Origin of the sequence: Cobetia sp. 14N.309.X.WAT.E.A4 (assembly GCF_030397495.1) — a bacterium.
Taxonomy (GTDB): domain Bacteria; phylum Pseudomonadota; class Gammaproteobacteria; order Pseudomonadales; family Halomonadaceae; genus Cobetia; species Cobetia marina.
Genome location: NZ_JAPNXT010000007.1, coordinates 113,317 through 130,641 on the forward strand (window position 1 = coordinate 113,317; position 17,325 = coordinate 130,641).

Below are 17,325 nucleotides of genomic sequence, written 5' to 3' on the forward strand. Positions count from 1 at the left end.
CATGCGAGCAATGCGTCATCAACAGCAGCGCTCACGCTTGATGGCGGCCCAGTCAGTAGTTGGATTGCGGCGGCCATGATTGCCGGCATAGGCCGCGACCTTGGGCGACTCCCAGCCTGCGAGAACGTCGCCTTCCAGCTGGTAGATCTCGACACCCAGCGGGTTGCAGGTCTCCAGCGGGTCACGCGCATCAGGGCCCCACAGGTCCACAGACAGATCGCCACCCGGGCAGCAGGACATCGCGCACAGCAGGTCCGTCTCGGCAAAGAACTCCAGGTAATCGCCCTTGCGAGCCGGGCAGGCCTTCATGAAGTACTTGTCTTCGTTGTTGAGGCCGGTGCACTGGAAGATGTTGAGCACATCGTGGATATCGAATTCGGTCAGGCCCCAGGGCGCCACCGCGCGGACCAGATTGGAATGGCAGTGGTGATCGAAGTCCTCGCCGGTCAGCAGGCGATTGACGTAGGGATCGCAGCGCGTGCCCAGCAGGTCATGCACGCGACCGCCTTCTGCATCGACGCCATAGTCGGCGAGGGTGTCATCGATGATGGTCGCCATCGGGCGCAGGTAGGGCAATGTGGACCACAGGCGATCATAGGTGCTGACATGCGCGCGCTGCAGCTGGCGGGTGCGAGACGCCCACATGCGCTCACGCGGGTTGTGCAGGTTCCACATGTTGAAATCGCCGACCTGTGAACCCTCGGTGATCTTGATGCGCAGCACGTGGCCCGCCGGCACTTCCCACGCCAGGCCATCGCGCAGCGGCACGGTATGGGTCGCGACCAGGGTGCGCTCAGCCTTGCCTTCGGTGAGGCTGTCGTAGAAGTCGCGATCGACGTCCAGAATCGAACCTTTGGTCGCTTGATAGGCGGCAGAAACATTACTCATGGCAAGACTCCTCGTGAAACGAAACAGGGTCGGTATGGCGATGGTTGCGATCCCCTGGAAGACCGCAGTGGTCAGGTATGTCACTCATGAACTCGCTCATGTTGCCTCGCGTCGCCAGTGCTTCATCAGACGGTCGAAGCAGGCGCTGGCAGCGGATTCTGCGTGCATGCGGCTGACGATGACGACGGCGATCAGGGCGAACAGGAAGCCGGGCACGACTTCGAACATGTCGAATATCTCCAGCGGGCCGCCGCTCAGCGGCTTCCAGATCGCGACGGTAAGGGCACCGACCAGCAGGCCGGCGATGGCGCCGTTGCGGGTCATGCCACGCCAGAACAGTGACAGCAGGATGACGGGACCAAAGGCGGCGCCGAAGCCACCCCAGGCGTAGGACACCAGGCCCAGGATGCTGCTGTCACGCTCGCTGCCCATCACGGTGGCGAGCAGTGCGATGCCGATCACGCTGGCACGGCTCAGCCAGACCAGCTCCTTCTGCGTCGCTTGGGGGCGAATCAGGCCACGATAGATGTCTTCGGCGATGGCGCTGGAGCAGACCAGCAGCTGGGAATCGACGGTGCTCATGATCGCGGCCAGGACACCGGCCAGAATGAAGCCTGCCACCCAGGGGTTGAGCATGATCTGGCTCAGGGAGATGAAGACACGCTCGCTGTCCGTGAGACCGCCACCTAGCTCACCGCCGAACCAGTAGTAACCTAGCACGCCCACTGATACTGCAGCCGCCATGGTGATGGCGGACCACAGCAGGGCGATACGCCGCGACACCTTGATATCTTCGCGCTTGCGCACGGCCATGAAGCGCACCACGACGTGTGGCTGGCCACAGTAGCCGATCGCCCAGCCGGCCAGCGAAAGCATGCCCAGGAAGGTCACGCCTTCCATCAGGCCACCGATGGGGGCGACATCCTGCGCCGCTGCTGGGGCGGCTGCGCCATCGCCAAACAGCGCCACTGCCGTCATGGCAGCCACGGCACACAGCGAGGCGGCCATCATCAGGCCCTGGATGAGGTCGGTCCATGAGGCGGCGAGGAAGCCACCGAGGAAGGTATAGCCGACGATGACCAGCGCGCCCAACCACAGTGCGACGCGGTAATCGATGTCGAAGAGACCTTCGAACAGCACGGCACCACCGACCAGACCCGCCGAGACATAGAAGGTGAAGAACACCAGCATGACCACGGATGACAGGGTGCGCAGTACGCGCGAGCGATCTTCGAAACGCGCTTCCAGATAATCCGGCACCGTCAGCGCATTGCCGGCCGCTTCGGTGAACACGCGCAGTCGCTCGGCGACCAGGGTCCAGTTCAGGTAGACGCCGACCAGGGTCCATACCGCGATCCAGGCTTGCGAGAGGCCACCACTGAAGATGGCGCCGGGCAGGCCCATCAGGGCCCAGCCGCTGAGATCGGAAGCGCCGGCACTCAAGGCCGCGACGCTTGGCGGCAAGCCGCGTCCCCCGAGGATGTAATCCGACAGATTGTGGGTGATGCGATAGAAGTAGATGCCGATGCCCAACATCAGCAGCAGATAGAGCCCGAACGACAGCAGGACAGGTAAGTTCATCCTAGGAGACCTCATGGTGACGCCGAGGCGTCTTGTTATTGTTCACCAGTGGTGTCGTGTTGCAGCAGGCTTGCGCGGAACAAGCAGCGGGGAGCTGGCAATATCACTGACACCTTCACCTTAGCCATGAGGTGGATTGCAGAAAACTGACCATTTTTCGTTTAACCTATGACTCAATATCATGGTTTGCCGTCAGAGCTTTGTGATCAGAGCTCTGTCATCAGGGCTCTGCTCGAAAGCACTCAGCACTCAGCACTAAGCACTAAGTTTCTGGCACCCGGCCAGACCAGTCATCAAGGACATCCCATGCGACCCAGTCTGTCATCGCTCAATGCCTTCGAGGTCGTGTCACGTCTGGGAAGCATCACTGCGGCTGCGGATGAGCTCAACATCACCCAGTCGGCGGTGAGTCACCAGATACGCCGCCTGGAGGCCACGCTGGAGGTCAGTCTGCTGGAGCGGGCCGGACGCGGCGTGGTGCTGTCACACGCCGGACGCCGACTGGCCGATGGCCTGCAGGCCGGCTTTGCCAGAATCGAGCAGTCGGTGGCCGAATTCGAGGTCGACCCACAAGGCGTGCATCAGCGGCGCCAGCTGCGCGTCAGCTGTCTTCCCTCGGTAGCGGTGCGCTGGCTGATCCCGCGGCTCAACAGCTTTCGCGAGCAATGCCCCGATATCGCGGTCAGCCTGCAATATGCCGGCATCAGTGCGCGGGGGCTGCTGCCGGAGGTCGATGTGATGATCACCTGGCAGGACGAACTTCCCGCCAGGACGGTACAGGGATTCCGGCTGTTCTCGGGGGCCACACAGCCAGTGGCCAGCCCTCTGTATCTGGAGCATCACCGTCGCCCGACCCAGCCGGCAGACCTGTTGAAGCTGGAGCTGATCCACGATCAGTCGCGCCAGCCCTGGCATGACTGGTTCAACAACTGTGGCCTGTATCCCTCTCAGCTGGACAAGGGCGATCTCTATCAGGATTTCAGTCTGCTGAGTGCTGCGGTGGTCGCGGGGCAGGGGGTCGCGCTGTGTCCGCCACGCCTGATCCGCAAGGAGCTTGAGGACGGTACCCTGGAATGCCTGTTCGAGATGGTCGCCAACCGCCAGCGTGCCTACTGGTTGTTCCATCACCCGCAGCCCGCCAGGCACGTGCAGCAATTCTGCGACTGGATGCGCGCGCAGGTCGCCGCCGAGGGTGAAGCGGCCGACAGCGGGGTCATCGTCAGCCGCCGCCAGCCCTGACGGCGGACATCTCTATCTCGGGCAATGACGCACGCAACGCAAAAGCCCCGCCGGGATTCGGCGGGGCTTTCTTGTACAAGTGCTCATGTCATGACGGCATGGGTCGCGAACTGAGCCATGGCCCTTGGCCAAGAGATGGCGGCCTCTCAGCCGTTGAGCACGCCCAACCAGGCCCACAGGCCGAGCAGGGCGGTGATCAGCACCGGCGGCGTCAGCACCAGACCGACCTTCATGTACTGCCCCCAGCTGATGTGATGGCCTTTCTGATCGAGCACATGCAGCCACAGTAGTGTGGCGAGACTGCCGATCGGGGTGAACTTGGGCCCCAGATCATTGCCGATCACGTTGGCATAGATCATCAGCTCACGCGTCGCGTCATTGACCTGCTGCGCAGTGAGGTGGTCGATGGCCAGCGCGCCGATCAGCGTGGCCGGCATGTTGTTCATCACCGAGGCGGTGACGGCGGCCAGCACACCGGTGCCGAGAGTCGCGACCAGACTGCCCTGGCTGGCAAGCCAGGCGAGGATGTCGCTGGCGTGGTCGGTCAAGCCGGCATTGCCCAGCCCGTAGACCACCAGATACATGCCCACCGAGAACAGCACGATCTGCCACGGCGCACCGCGCAGCACCGGGCCGAGTTCGATCACGGCATCACCGGCGCCCAGCCAGCGCCCGGCGATGACCAGCAGAATCAGCGCGGCGCTGCCGGTGACGACCGCGAGTGGGATACCCAGCGGCGCGGTCACGAAGTAGGACACCAGCAGTACCCCCAGCAGCGGGAAGGCCGCGCGGAATACCTGGCGGTCCTTGATGGCGCTCGACGGTGCCTCGAGCTTCTCCAGCGCGTAGTGCGAGGGCAGCTCCTTGCGGAACATCAGCCACAGCACGATCAAAGTGGCGACCAGCGCGATCATATCGACCGGCATCATCACGGCGGCGTAATGCGTGAAGGAGATGTCGAAGTAGTTGGCACTGACGATGTTGACCAGATTCGAGATCACCAGCGGCAGGCTGGTGGAGTCGGCCACGAAGCCGGTGGCGATGATGAAGGCCAGCGAGGCCGCCGCCGAGAATTCCAGCCGTACCAGAATCGCGATCACGATCGGCGTCAGCAAAAGGGCCGCGCCATCATTGGCGAAGAAGGCCGCGATCACCGCGCCCAGCAGCACGATGAGCGGGAACAGCTTGCGTCCGTTGCCGCCGCCCCAGCGCGCGACATGCAGTGCGGCCCAGCTGAAGAAGCCCGCCTCATCGAGGATCAGCGAGATGATGATCAGCGCCACGAAGGTGAAGGTGGCGTCCCAGACGATATCCCAGACCACCAGCACATCCGGCAGATTGACCACGCCACAGGCCAGCGCGACCACGGCGCCGCCGAGGGCGCTGGTGCCGATGCCCAGGCCGCGTGGCTGCCAGATCACCAGTGCCAGCGTGATGGCGAAGATTGCCAAGGCAAGCATGACGTCTCCTTGTCGAGGGTGAAGAGTAATTGAGAAGCCGCGTGTGCGACCATGGGCTGCGTCAGATCGTGCTCTGATTGACGCGTCGGGAGACCTCTTCGGCGCTCTCGACACGCTCCGAGTAGCGCTCGGTCAGATAGGCGCTGCGGTCGCGGTTCATCCAGGTGAACTTCATCAGCTCTTCACAGACATCGACGATGCGCAGATACAGCGGCGACAGGCGCATGCGGCCATGCTCGTCGAATTCATTGAAGGCCTTGGGCACGGATGACTGGTTGGGGATGGTCAGCATGCGCATCCAGCGGCCCAGAATGCGCAGCTGGTTGACGCTGTTGAAGCTCTGGCTACCACCACTGACCTGCAGGATGGCCAGCGTCTTGCCCTGGGTGGGGCGCACGCCGCCCAGTGACAGGGGAATCCAGTCGATCTGTGCCTTCATGATCGAGGTCATCGCGCCGTGGCGCTCCGGGCTTGCCCACAGCATGCCCTCGGACCATTGGGCCAGCTCGCGCAGCTCCTGCACCTTGGGATGATCGGCCTCGCAGTCATCCGGCAATGGCAGGCCGGCCGGCGAGTAGAGGCGCACCTCGGCGCCGAAGGCACGCAGCAGGCGCGCCGCTTCCTCGGCGGCGAAGCGCGAGAAGGAGCGCTCACGCAGGGAGCCGTACAGCACCAGAATGCGCGGCGCGTGACGCGGGGCATCCGGCCCGACCAGACGATCGATCTCCAGCGGTCGCCAGTGCTCGGCATCGATATTGGGCAGGTCGGCCAGTGCCGCTTTCATCTCATCGGTCATGAGTTCATTGGTCATGGTGTCGCCTGTCGGCAGGTGAGACGTGTCGGGAGTGTGTGCGTTCATGATTCAGGTCCTGGGGGCGTGGACGACGTCGCCGTCTTCCTTGGTGTATTGCGCGACCGGGTTGTCCAGCAGCTCCAGTACCGCCTCCGACGGGCGGCATAGGCGCGTGGCCTGCGGCGTGACCACGATGGGGCGATTGATCAGGATCGGGTGGGCCATCATGGTGTCGATCAACGCCGCATCGCTCAAGGCCGGGTCATCCAGGTTGAGCTCGTCATACGGCGTGCCCTTGCGGCGCAGCAGCGGGCGCGGACCGCCCCCCATGGCGGCAATCAGTGATTCCAGCGTTTCGCGCGTCGGCGGCGTGACCAGATATTCGATCACCTCCGGTGTTTCGCCGGAGGCCTTGAGCATGGCCAGCACATTGCGTGACGTACCGCAGGCCGGGTTGTGATACATCGTGATCTTGCCGGAAGAACGGACGGAATCAGTCATCGTTGCCAGGCTCCTGCGACGTACCGGGAGTGTGGGCGTCACCGCAGTTGGGCAGGGTGAGAGAGGCAAGCAACGGATCGCAGACCACCGAGGAGCCCGCGCAGCAGTCACGTATCAGAAACTGCACGGTGGCGAGCATGTGCTCGAGGTTGGCGCGGTAGATCAGCGAGCGGCCTTCGCGCTGGGAGTGGATCAGCCCCGCGCGGCTCAATACGCCCAGATGGGTCGAGAGCGTGTTGTGCGGCACCTCGAGACGCCGTGCGATCTCGCCGGCAGGCAGGCCTTGTGGCTCATGGCGGACCAGCAGTCGAAACGTGTCCATACGCGTGGCCTGGGACAGCGCCGCGAAGGTGTCCAGCGTGGCCTGCGGGTCGGGCAGGCTGTCGGAGTCATTCATTTAATCTGTCCATATGTCGAGACTTGTAGAAATGACGATGGTGCGATGATAGATCAGCGTGCCGCGGATGGGAAGTCTGCTCTCTGCTCTCGATCTTCAGCCCTCCATCTTGGGCTGCCAGGCATCAGTATTCGTGCTGGCCAACTCAGACCTGCTCATGCAGCCAGCTGGCCAACGCTGCCTGGCGAGGGTTCTGGCTCTCGAGACGCGCCGCAAGCCAGTAATCACAGCCGGAGGAATACTCCAGCGTCCCCAGCCGCACCAGCTGTCCCCGTGCCACCAATGCACTGACTTGCTGATGACTGCCCAGCGCGACGCCTTGCCCGGCCAATGCGGCATCCAGCACCAGGTGGTAGCTGGTGAATTGACGTTGCACATTGAGCGCCAGCCCCGGCTTGCCCATGCCACTGAACCAGCGTGGCCAGTTGATCCAGTTGGGTTCGAGGCGCTCGTAGTCGAGCAGTGGCAGAGCCGCCAGCAGAGGTAGCTCCCGGCAGTCGCGGGCACCTTGTGGCAGCTCGGCGATGAAGTCGGGTGACGCCACTGGATAGAGTGTCTCGGTGAACAGAGGGGTCAATTGCCAGTCCGGATGCGGCGCCATGTCATAGCAGATGGCGAGATCCACATCCTCGGTGAGGATGTCGCGATGATGATCTGCAGTGATCAGGCGCAGGCCACTGGCAAGCGTCGGCTGGGTGGCGCGAAGTCGATTCAACATCGGCCCCAGCCATAGGTGTGAGATGGCGCTGTTGGCGGCCAGTGTCAGGCGGGCATTGGGAGAAGGGCGGCTGACGCTTTCCAGCGCGTCGATCATGAAATCGAAACTGGTTGCCAGGCGCTGGCTCAACTGCTGTCCTGCTGCGGTCAGAGAGACGCGTCTGCCATGGCGATGAAACAGCTTGGTATCGATGTGATGCTCAAGGATGGCGATCTGACGGCTGACGGCAGCCTGGGTGATATGCAATTCGCTGGCGGCACGCGTGAAGTTGGCGTGGCGTGCGGCTGCCTCGAAGGTCAGCAGGCTGTTGAGAGGCGGCAGGCGATGACGAAAGCTCTTCATGCAGGGCTCCGAGACGAGGAGGGTAACGTTGGCTCATAGGTCAATGCTTGATGACTTCAGGTTATCAAGGTTGATCAGGATTGAGGCTATACACAGCCAGAATTATCAGGTCCACACTGATGTCATCGTGATGCATAGGGTATTCCGTAGATGACCACGGGCTATCAGCATGACACTCCGTGACCTGACTGGGTAGCAAACATGAATGAACTTGATTGGCATGCCGACCGTAGTGATCTTCACCCGCTGGAGCTTCAGGACAATGCCCCTGAAAGTGAAGGCATCGACCTGGTGGCCGTGCGTCGTTATCGACAGAATCGCCTGCGCGAAGAGATGAGCACCCAGGGCGTTGATGCCTTGATCATTTCGGACCCGGTCAACATCCGCTACGCCAGCGGTGCGCGCAACATGCAGGTCTTCAGCGCTCGCAATACTCCGGCGCGTTACCTGCTGCTGACCCAGCATCGCAGCGTGCTGTTCGAATTCACGGGCTGTGAGCATCTCGCCGATGGCCTGGAAACCATCGACGAAGTGCGCCCGGCCATGACTGCCAGTTTCGTTGCGGCAGGTCACGATATCGCTGAGCGTGAACAGCAATGGGCGCGCGAGATGCTGGCGACCATTACCGAGCTGTGCGGTCTGAAAGCGGTGATCGGCATGGAGCGCATGAATGCCGGGACCGCCATCGCCTTTGATCGTCTGGGCGCGCGCGTCGTCGATGCCCAGGCACCGCTTGAGCGTGCACGTGCCATCAAGTCTGACGAAGAACTCAAGTGTGTCGTGGCCTCGCTGCGTGCTACCGAGCGCGGCGTAGGACGTCTGCGTGAAGCGATTCGCCCCGGCATCACCGAGAACGAGCTATGGTCAGTGCTGCATCAGTCCATCATCGCTGACAATGGCGACTACTGTGAGACTCGCCTGCTCAACTCAGGCACGCGCACCTATCCCTGGTTCCAGGAAACCGCGTCCAAGCGACTGGCCGCCAACGAGCTGGTGGCACTGGATACTGACGTCGTCGGCTGCCACGGCTATTACTCCGACTTCTCGCGCACCTTCCACGTCGGCCCTGACAAGCCGACCGAGACCCAGAAGCTGCTGTATCGCACCGCCCATGAGCAGGTACAGCACAATCTCGACATCCTGCGTCCCGGCATGAGCTTCCGTGAATATTCCGAGAAGGCCTGGAACATCCCCGAGCGTTTCCATGCCAACCGCTATTACCTCTCTGCCCATGGCTGTGGCATGACCGGCGAATATCCCTACCTGTATCACCATGCCGACTTTGCCGTCTCAGGCTACGACGGCGTGATCGAGCCGGGCATGGTGCTCTGCGTCGAGAGCTATATCGGCGACCCCGAAGCCGGGGAAGGCGTCAAGCTTGAGGAGCAGTGCGTGATGCGTGAAGACGGCCTCGAGATCCTGAGCAAGTTCCCGTTCGAGGAAGCCTTGTTGAACTGATGATTTCAGGATGGCGCTGCTGATCAAGCAGCGCCATGGCTCCCCCTTGGCCCGCAGTCTGCAGTCCGCAATGACGTTGTTGTTGTACCCCGGGATATTTCGGTCGGGCAGTTGTCTGGTCGCAATCTCCTGACGCGTTTCGTAGTGACACAGATGTAGAGACACAGATCACCATAATTCCAATAAATGATCGTGCCGCCATTGTCTGCTTCCTTCATGTACCAGTGCCTATGGCGCGTGAGGGACGGCTGGCTGCGCGCCTACTGACGTGAGGTAAAGACATGTCGTCCGATTTGCATGAAAGCAGCATCAATATCACCTGCCAGAAAACGGGGTTATACCGAGGACTCAACATTCCGGTGACGCTGATCAGCAAACTGATCATCACTCTTCTCGTGGTATTTGCCGTGGCCCTCCCTGATCGGGCTGTGGCGCTGTTGACCACGATCAATCAGACCATGCTTGAGCACTTCAATCTCTATTACGTCTATGCCGTCGCCTTCTATCTGGTGTTCTGCACGGTGCTGTGTGTGTCGCCGTTGGGACGCAAGCGACTTGGGCGTGATGATGAAGTGCCTGAGTTTTCGCGTTTTGCCTGGTTTTCGATGATGTTCGGCGCCGGGATGGGCATCGGGTTGCTGTTCTACTCCATCGGAGAACCTGTCTCGCACTTCAATTTCAATCCGGATATCGCGGCAGGCAAGGTGCAGGCGGGGTCCGAGCAGGCCATTGAAAGTGCCGTCAGCTATACCTTCCTGCACTGGGGGCTGCATGCCTGGGCAATCTATGCCTCGGTGGCGCTGGCGCTGGGATATTTCGCCTACCGTCGTGGCTTGCCGTTGACCATTCGCAGTACCTTGATGCCCATCTTCGGCAAGCGGTTGCTGGATGGCCCCCTGGGTCACGCCGTGGATATCATTGCCGTGGTCGCGACCACTCTGGGTGTGGCCACCACCATGGGCGCCGGTGTCAGTCAGCTGGTGGCAGGACTGGATTTCGTGATGCCGGGCACTGAGCTGCTGGACTCCGCCGGCATTCCACGCCCTTGGCCATTGATCCTGACGCTCGTCGTGATAATGGGACTTTCGACACTGTCCGCCGTGACCGGAGTGAAGCGCGGCGTCAACTGGCTCAGCCAGTTCAACATGCTGCTGTCCTTTGCCCTGCTGGCTGTCTTCATCTGGTTCGGCAGTCGTCTGTTTGCCAGTGAACTGCTGGCTTCCGCGACCTGGGATTATCTGAGAACCCTGCCGGAACGCAGCTTCCAGACCTGGCCGGTGACGAGTGCGTTAGGTCAGTGGCAGGTCGACTGGACCATTCTGCAGCGTGCCTGGTTCATTGCCTTCGCGCCATTCGTCGGGCTCTTCCTTGCGCGTATTTCACGTGGCCGCACGATTCGTGAATTCGTGTTGGGGGCGGTCGTGGCTCCCAGTCTCATGTGCTTCGTGTGGATCTGCTACATGGGTGGCAGCAGTCTGCACATGGAAACCAGCGGATTGGCGCAAGGCACGATTCTGGCAACCGTGCGCGACCATATCGCCACCGTGTTGTTCGTGACGCTGGATTACCTGGATACCGGTGCCTTGATCCATGTCATCGTCGGCGGCACCTTGATCCTGATCATCACGTATCTGGTGACCAGTGCGGACTCGGGCGTGCTGGTGCTCAACGCCATCATGGCCGGGGGAGAGGAAACCAACGAGCGCCGTCACCGCATCATCTGGGGCGCTCTGTTGACACTGGTGGTGGGCTCATTGCTTCTGGCGGGTGGCCTGGCGGCGATTCAGAAGGCAATGCTCATCGCTTCTCTGCCGTTTTCGCTGCTGATGATTCTGATGTGCATTGCCACATTCATGTCGTTGTGGCGTGAGCCCAGCGACCTGCCAGCCGTGAACGAGGCTGAGCCAACCTGATGCCGGCGGCGTAAATCAGGCATTTGGCCGACAGTATTGGTAGTATGAGCGCCATTGGATACACGATAAGGGAAGATGGCGCGATGATGATGGTATTGCAGATTCTGGGGGGCTTCGTGCTGGCGGCGGGTGTGCTGCTTGCGGCAGTGCCGGAGCTAGTCAATCGCTTCAAGGGCCCGGATGACACGCCGTTGACCGTGCCCAGACAAACGGGTGCGGCGATCTCTCGTCGGATTCGCTGGGGCTGGGTCATCGCGGTAGGGTACCTACTGATGTATCCGCCGATCGGTCTGGGAGTGTTGCCGGTGCTGGTGACACTCGCCGTGGCGGGTATCGCCGGCATCATGACGGCACGCCTGATGGGGTTGATGCTGGATGGCATCGACATGCGTCATCTGTTCCGCTTTGCTGCCGAGTCGCTGATTCTCGGTGGCCTGTGGACCTGGTTCGTCAAGCTGTCCGCTTGAGAGGGGGCTCCCAGGCAGAGAGCGATTCCCGCTGTTTTTCTCTTCCCTGAGGCTTCTCCATGCCGCTCAATGACAATACGCTAGCCGCATTGGCTCATCTGGACAGGTCGCACCCCGTTCTGGTGACAGGAGCGACGGGGTATGTGGCGGGACAGCTGATCCGTCGCTTGCTGCAGGAGGGTCTGACAGTGCATGCCGCCGTGCGGGATCCAGGTAACACCGAACGTCTGGCGGCACTGAAGGCACTGGAAGACAGCATGTCGGGCAAGCTGCGCGTCTTCGCCAGTGATCTGCTCGAGCAGGGCTCTTACGCCGAAGCGATGGCGGGATGTCGCGTGGTCTTTCATACCGCCTCGCCTTTTGTCGTCAGTGTCGAGGATCCCGAGCGCGATCTGGTGCGGCCAGCAGTGGAGGGCACGCGTAACGTGCTCCAGGAAGCCAGTCGTCAGAGCAGTGTCGAACGCGTGGTGCTGACCAGCAGTTGTGCTGCCATCTACAGTGACAATGCCGATGCGTTGGACACCCCGCGTGGCTGTTTCGACGAGAGTGTCTGGAACACCACGGCGTCGCTGACACACCAGGCCTACTCCCACTCCAAGACGCTGGCGGAACAGGCCGCCTGGCAGATTGCCGAGCAGCAGTCGCGCTGGCGGCTGGTAGTGATCAATCCCTCGCTGGTGCTTGGCCCCGCGATCAGCGCTGACACGCACGGCGAATCCTTCAGCCTGATGACGCAGCTCTGTGACGGCACGCTCAGGATAGGCGCGCCGGATTACGGCATGGGCGTGGTGGATGTGCGTGATGTCGCCGAGGCGCATCTGGCGGCGGGATTTCTGCCCACGGCCACCGGGCGTCATCTGGTCGCCGGGCACTCCTCAAGCTTCATTGCGCTGGGGCGACTGTTGAGTCAACACGCCGGCCCGCAATATGCGATTCCCTCTCGCCAGCTGCCCAAATGGCTGGTGTGGCTGGCGGGTCCGCTGGCCAACAGGGCGGTGACCCGCAAGATCGTCTCACGCAACGTGGGGCATGCCTTCGTGTTCGACAATACCCGCAGCCGTGAGCAGCTGGGGCTGATCTACCGGCCCCTCGAGACGACGCTGCACGACATGTTCGATCAACTGGAGGCCAGCGGCCGCCTGTCGTGAACCTCATCTTTTGCACGTCAGCGACGTCGCAGCGGCTCCAGCAGGGCATTCAACCCGTTGTGATCTATCTCGTGCATCAGCGCCAGCAAGCGACCTATCTCGCCTTGCGGGAATCCCTTGCGCGCAAACCAACCCAGGTAATCGCCGGGCAGGTCGGCAATCAAGCGTCCGGCGTACTTGCCATAGGGCATCTGGCGGGTCGTCAGTTTTTGCAGGTCTTCGGGGCTCATCCAGTGACTCTCATTCCACTCGGTTAAGGACGGTCTGGTCAGTTGCAGGTGCCATTCTGGCACAGCTGTGATGCAACGGTTGGGTTTTGCTCCAGCACCGCCATGTTCTGATCATACTCATGACACGGAGTGACTCATGTCCCGCGACTATCAGAATCTCGAGCAGCTACCCCTCGCCGGAGAATGGCGTAACGGCCGAGCCGGCAGGACGCTTGAGGTGATGGACCCCTTCGATCAGAGCTCGCTGCTCTCGATTCCCATGGCCAATGCCGAGGATCTCGATGCCAGCTATCGCAGGGCGCGTGATGTCCAGCCTGACTGGGCTCTGACACCGGCAAGCGAGCGCGCTGGCGTGATGCACAAGGTGGTGGAGCTGATGGACGAGCGACGCGAGGAGTTGCTCGGCTGGTTGATTCGTGAGTCGGGCAGTACCCGCCTCAAGGCTCAGGCGGAACTGGCCGCGGCCCGTGCGATCACGCTGGAGTCCGCCGCGATGGCCAATCGCGTGGCCGGGATGACGATGGAGGCTCAGGTACCGGGCAAGGAGAACCGTGTCTTCCGCAAGCCGCTGGGTGTCATCGGCATCATCAGCCCGTGGAATTTCCCGCTGCATCTGACCCAGCGTTCCCTGGCGCCGGCACTGGCACTTGGCAACAGCGTCGTCATCAAGCCGGCCAGTGATACTCCGCTGACCGGCGGCCTGCTGCTGGCCAGGCTCTTCGAGGAGGCGGGGCTGCCTGCCGGTGTCCTGAGCGTGGTGGTCGGTGCCGGCAGCGAGATCGGCGATGCCTTCGTGGATCACGAGGTACCGCGGCTGATCTCCTTTACCGGTTCCACCCAGGTGGGCAAGGGTATCGGTAGTCGCGCCGTTGGTGGTGATCACCTCAAGCAGGTCGCCCTGGAGCTGGGCGGCAACAGCCCCTTCGTGGTGCTTGATGATGCAGATATCGAGCAGGCGGTAGACGCCGCGCTGGTCGGCAAGTTCCTCCACCAAGGGCAGATCTGCATGGCCATCAACCGTATCATCGTCGATGCGTCGGTCCATGACGCCTTCGTCGATCGCTTCGTGGCGCGTGCCCGTGAGCTGAAGGTCGGCAACCCCGCACAGGACGATACCGTCATCGGGCCGATCATCAATGCCAAGCAGCGTGATGGTCTGCTCGAGATGATCGAGACGGCCAAGGGCGAGGGCGCCCAAGTGATGCTTGAGGGCGAGGCGCAGGGTCAGCTGGTGCCGCCGCATGTGTTCACCGATGTCACCAATGACATGAGTCTGGCGCAGAACGAGATCTTCGGCCCGGTGGTCGGCATCCAGAAAGCCCGTGGTGAAGCGCATGCGCTGGAACTTGCCAATGGCACCGAATATGGTCTCTCAGCCTCCGTCTTCACCGCGGATATCGCACGCGGCGAGCGCTTCGCGCGTCAGGTCGAGGCGGGCATGGTGCACGTCAATGACATGCCGGTGAATGATGACCCACGCGCGCCCTTCGGCGGCGAGAAGAATTCAGGCCTTGGGCGCTTCAATGGCGACTGGGTGCTGGAGGAATTCACCACCGATCAATGGGTCAGTCTGCAGGTCGAGCCACGTCAGTATCCGTTCTGATCCCTCTTATCTGTAATTGCGCATGACAAACAACGCCCCGCTCAGCCTGCTGGCTGAGCGGGGCGTTTTTGATGGTGAATAATGCAGACACGTCATGGTGATGATGCAGGCAAGAAGGCCTAGGGATCTTGACAGCAAGGGCGGCGCTGTAGAGAGGACAGAGACGCAAGCTGCGATCATCAGTAGGGATCGAGGGCGGAAAGCGTCACGACCAGCCCCAGTACCAGCGCCGCCAACATCACTTCCAGTCGCGTCATCCACTCAAGGGCTCGTGTGGTGCCGCCCTGGCCGGAAAGCTTCGGCACAAGCCAATAGCGATTGAAGAGGGCGATACTGACCATGCTGAGCACCAGCCCGATCTTGATGGCCAGCAGTCCTTGATAAGGGTGTGACCAGTCCAGCGGGGGTGTCCCGAGAATCAGCCCGGTATTGAGGGCCCCCGTCACGACCACCAGAGCGACCGCGAGGTGGCCCATGCGGGAGAAGCGTATCAAGGCAGCTCTGGCGGCTTGGCACAAAGTTTCGGCATGCAATGCACGCAGGGTGGACACCACCGGGAACAACGCCCCGATCCAGAAGCCACCACTGAGTAGGTGCAGCCATTGATTGGCGCGGTGAATACCTCCCAGCCAGCCACCGTGCATGGCGGCGTGACCGGAGAACGCAAGGCTTGCCAACATTGCCATGCTCGCAAGCGCCAGGACCACCAGGCGATGTGCGGGAATCACCATCAGCGCCAGCAGTGCCATCGACAGGATGCCTGCCTTGCCTGCCCAGGCAAGCCCCGAGGTCGTCTGGGTCATGACGCTCCATGCCAGGGAGACATTGGAGAGATCTCCCCAGCCAGCCCCGATGATGGCAGTCTGGAGTGGCAGTTGGCAGGCAGTGGCGATCACGGCCAATGCCAGTGCCAGGCGCAAGGCCCCCGACCAGCGCTCCTCAAGCCAGAGGCGCAGCTCGCGCGATGACGATGTCAGCAGGAATCCGCTGACGCCCCAAAGGAACACGACCGCTCCGTCAAGGACGAAGCGGCTCGCGGCAAGGGCGTTATCGGGGCCGATCACGGCGTGACGGTGAACTGATACTGGCCTTCGGTCTTGTGACCATCGGTGGAAAGCACATGCCATTTGACGGCATATTTTCCTGCCTCGAGCGTCTTGCTGACCGGAGCGTTCAACGTCTTGTCGCCATTGTCGAGAGTGGCATCCCCCAGGGAGACGGGGTTGCCATCGACTCTGCTGAGACCCAGGCCACTGAAGGGCAACTCCAGCCCTTCGCTGAAGGTGAGGCTGATGCTAGTCGGCGAGGCGATTCTGGCGCCGTCCGCGGGATTGGCACTGCTGACATGGGCGTGAGCGAATGCCTGGCCACTGAACAGCAGGCTGCCAGCGACGAGTGTGGTGAGCCAATGTCTTGCATGCGTCATCTTGATGTCCTCTGGACTTCGGTCGCGTTGACTTGTGCATGGTCCAGCCATGGGGATTCACACCCTCTGGCCAGAGGTATGCACTTGCAGAAGGGGCACGTTACCTCAGCCAGCACTGTGGTGTCCCCCGCAATAATGTCGCACCCCGAGTTCCGCCTGGTGGCGGATCAATGACTGATCAGAGAGACGCTACCCAGCCAGGCAAGCCTGAGTGCCAGCAATGACAGCGCCCATTTGAACAGGCCATCGAAGTGCCGGTTGGAGACACGATCCAGAAAACGCAGTCCGAGGCGGGTACCGATCAGGCCCGCACCGATCATCAGCACGATCAGGGGCAACCACTCATGGAAGAGAAACCCTGCCATGCCGAAGATGAAGGCCTTGGTGAGGTGCTGCGCGACCATGCAGGCCGCGAAGGTCGCCACCTTGGTGTGACGCTCGCCGCCGCCTTGCTTGATGAAGCTCGCGACCAGTGGGCCGCTGGCCCCGATCAGACTCGAAAGGAACGTCGTGATGGCACCGGCGATCAAGGTGCCTGTGCGGCTCAATGCCCGCTTGGGCAGCGGCGGCCCCCAGCAGGTGAACAGCACGAACAGCGCGATGGCAAGCTCCAGCACCCCCTCAGGCAAGCGGATCAACACCCAGGCCGCGACCAGCGCACCCAGCGCCACACCCGGCAGAAAGGCCAGCAGCCGGCGCATGTCGATATGGCGCCAGGTCATCGCCATGCGCCCGCCGTTGGAACCCAGCTGTACCATCCCATGGACAGGAATCAATGCAGCGGCAGGCATCAACTGCGCCATGATCATGATCAGCAACGTTCCGCCGCCAACCCCGACAGCCGCAGACAGCGCGGAGGTGGCAGCAGCCAGCAGGATCAACGCGAAGACGATGGGCAGCGAGAGCGGGAAATACTGCGCGAGGCCGTCAAGCAGGCTTGCGAGGTAGGGAATATCGGCGGAATTGGCGGGCATTGCGGGCATCCTGTGCAGATAGCCAATAAAGATGGATAGGGTCTCAGGCAGACGACATGATGCATGACCTGCCTGACAAGCGTGCAAGGCTACCGTGACAGAGAGGCTCTGCCCAGTATCTCAGGTGTCACCTGAGGGTGTTGCAGGCCCCCCTGGAAGATTCATCCGCTGATGAGCTGGCAAGTGT

General features: G+C 61.9%; 17 protein-coding genes. 6 read left to right on the top strand and 11 right to left on the bottom strand.

Going from position 1 to position 17,325, the window contains the following annotated elements; all coding sequences use genetic code 11:
- Window positions 1-18: 18 nt before the first annotated feature.
- Together OW493_RS11250 and putP are read right to left on the bottom strand one after the other, a co-directional pair.
- Window positions 19-888 carry a DUF1989 domain-containing protein gene (locus OW493_RS11250; protein WP_289864223.1) on the bottom strand — a complete coding sequence of 290 codons (870 nt, stop codon included), beginning with the start codon at window positions 886-888 and terminating at the stop codon, window positions 19-21.
- A 96-nt stretch (window positions 889-984) separates the two neighbouring features.
- Entirely contained in the window at window positions 985-2,469 is a 1,485-nt protein-coding gene (gene putP / locus OW493_RS11255; RefSeq protein ID WP_289864225.1) for a sodium/proline symporter PutP, read from the bottom strand.
- Between the two features lie 306 nt (window positions 2,470-2,775).
- Between putP and OW493_RS11260 the strand changes: the two genes are divergently transcribed.
- Complete coding sequence (locus OW493_RS11260) at window positions 2,776-3,708, top strand: LysR substrate-binding domain-containing protein (protein WP_289864227.1); 933 nt, start codon at window positions 2,776-2,778, stop codon at window positions 3,706-3,708.
- Between the two features lie 146 nt (window positions 3,709-3,854).
- Here the strand turns inward: OW493_RS11260 and OW493_RS11265 are convergent, their stop codons facing one another.
- From OW493_RS11265 to OW493_RS11285, 5 genes are all read right to left on the bottom strand, one after another.
- Window positions 3,855-5,168, bottom strand: coding sequence for an arsenic transporter (locus tag OW493_RS11265; RefSeq protein WP_289864228.1), 1,314 nt, complete (start codon window positions 5,166-5,168; stop codon window positions 3,855-3,857).
- Window positions 5,169-5,229: 61 nt separating this feature from the next.
- Window positions 5,230-5,964, bottom strand: coding sequence for an arsenical resistance protein ArsH (arsH, locus tag OW493_RS11270; protein WP_153636846.1), 735 nt, complete (start codon window positions 5,962-5,964; stop codon window positions 5,230-5,232).
- A 66-nt stretch (window positions 5,965-6,030) separates the two neighbouring features.
- Window positions 6,031-6,462 carry an arsenate reductase (glutaredoxin) gene (gene arsC / locus OW493_RS11275; RefSeq protein WP_289864229.1) on the bottom strand — a complete coding sequence of 144 codons (432 nt, stop codon included), beginning with the start codon at window positions 6,460-6,462 and terminating at the stop codon, window positions 6,031-6,033.
- Window positions 6,455-6,859 carry a helix-turn-helix transcriptional regulator gene (locus OW493_RS11280; protein ID WP_289864230.1) on the bottom strand — a complete coding sequence of 135 codons (405 nt, stop codon included), beginning with the start codon at window positions 6,857-6,859 and terminating at the stop codon, window positions 6,455-6,457. Before OW493_RS11280 ends, arsC begins: the two co-directional genes overlap by 8 nt.
- A gap of 145 nt (window positions 6,860-7,004) precedes the next feature.
- Complete coding sequence (locus tag OW493_RS11285; protein WP_043332762.1) at window positions 7,005-7,919, bottom strand: LysR substrate-binding domain-containing protein; 915 nt, start codon at window positions 7,917-7,919, stop codon at window positions 7,005-7,007.
- A 201-nt stretch (window positions 7,920-8,120) separates the two neighbouring features.
- Between OW493_RS11285 and OW493_RS11290 the strand changes: the two genes are divergently transcribed.
- The 4 genes from OW493_RS11290 (at window position 8,121) to OW493_RS11305 (ending at window position 12,905) form a co-directional block, all read left to right on the top strand.
- A complete protein-coding gene (locus tag OW493_RS11290; RefSeq protein WP_289864232.1) occupies window positions 8,121-9,377 on the top strand; it encodes a Xaa-Pro peptidase family protein in 1,257 nt (418 codons plus the stop codon).
- 281 nt (window positions 9,378-9,658) lie between these two features.
- Complete coding sequence (locus tag OW493_RS11295; protein WP_289864233.1) at window positions 9,659-11,290, top strand: BCCT family transporter; 1,632 nt, start codon at window positions 9,659-9,661, stop codon at window positions 11,288-11,290.
- 83 nt (window positions 11,291-11,373) lie between these two features.
- A complete protein-coding gene (locus tag OW493_RS11300; protein ID WP_077376856.1) occupies window positions 11,374-11,757 on the top strand; it encodes a hypothetical protein in 384 nt (127 codons plus the stop codon).
- Between the two features lie 59 nt (window positions 11,758-11,816).
- Window positions 11,817-12,905 (top strand): NAD-dependent epimerase/dehydratase family protein, encoded by a 1,089-nt coding sequence (locus tag OW493_RS11305; RefSeq protein ID WP_289864235.1) that lies wholly within the window; start codon window positions 11,817-11,819, stop codon window positions 12,903-12,905.
- 17 nt (window positions 12,906-12,922) lie between these two features.
- On the opposite strand, the gene OW493_RS11310 is transcribed toward OW493_RS11305, so the two are convergent.
- Window positions 12,923-13,135: a DUF3820 family protein gene (locus OW493_RS11310; protein WP_052384432.1), complete on the bottom strand. Its 213-nt coding sequence runs from the start codon at window positions 13,133-13,135 to the stop codon at window positions 12,923-12,925.
- A 136-nt stretch (window positions 13,136-13,271) separates the two neighbouring features.
- Between OW493_RS11310 and OW493_RS11315 the strand changes: the two genes are divergently transcribed.
- A complete protein-coding gene (locus tag OW493_RS11315; RefSeq protein WP_289864236.1) occupies window positions 13,272-14,738 on the top strand; it encodes an aldehyde dehydrogenase family protein in 1,467 nt (488 codons plus the stop codon).
- Between the two features lie 179 nt (window positions 14,739-14,917).
- On the opposite strand, the gene copD is transcribed toward OW493_RS11315, so the two are convergent.
- From copD to OW493_RS11330, 3 genes are all read right to left on the bottom strand, one after another.
- A complete protein-coding gene (copD, locus tag OW493_RS11320; protein ID WP_141392086.1) occupies window positions 14,918-15,865 on the bottom strand; it encodes a copper homeostasis membrane protein CopD in 948 nt (315 codons plus the stop codon).
- Window positions 15,799-16,164, bottom strand: a complete 366-nt coding sequence (gene copC, locus OW493_RS11325) for a copper homeostasis periplasmic binding protein CopC (protein ID WP_289864237.1) — start codon at window positions 16,162-16,164, stop codon at window positions 15,799-15,801. Before copC ends, copD begins: the two co-directional genes overlap by 67 nt.
- A gap of 167 nt (window positions 16,165-16,331) precedes the next feature.
- Window positions 16,332-17,138, bottom strand: coding sequence for a sulfite exporter TauE/SafE family protein (locus OW493_RS11330; RefSeq protein ID WP_289864238.1), 807 nt, complete (start codon window positions 17,136-17,138; stop codon window positions 16,332-16,334).
- Window positions 17,139-17,325 lie beyond the last annotated feature (187 nt).